Annotated in this window: 1 protein-coding gene; it reads right to left on the reverse strand. The window is 47.5% G+C overall.

What is annotated here, in order from left to right; genetic code table 11:
* On the reverse strand, positions 1-278 hold a 278-nt coding region (locus SB822_RS56635), incomplete at both ends, for a substrate-binding domain-containing protein (protein WP_410859044.1).

Below are 278 nucleotides of genomic sequence, written 5' to 3' on the forward strand. Positions count from 1 at the left end.
CGTCGAGGGCTGCCAGAAGCAAGCCATTCGGTTTCTGCGCCATCGCATTTTCGACTAACTGAATTTGCTCGGCTATTTGCGTTTCATCAGCCGGGCCAACATAGCTGGTTTTATCCCCCAACTCTTTAGCCGCAGCTTCAGTCCCCATTTTTACGGTTTGCCAGAATTCATGTTGGAAACCTTTACTAACAACCGGAAGATTTAAATCCTTCGCCAGTGCGCTGGAACTTACGCAAGCCAGCAGAGATAACGCATAGATAAAATGCCTGGTTTTCATT

The organism is Paraburkholderia sp. SIMBA_054, assembly GCF_046534875.1.
Lineage (GTDB): Bacteria > Pseudomonadota > Gammaproteobacteria > Burkholderiales > Burkholderiaceae > Paraburkholderia > Paraburkholderia hospita.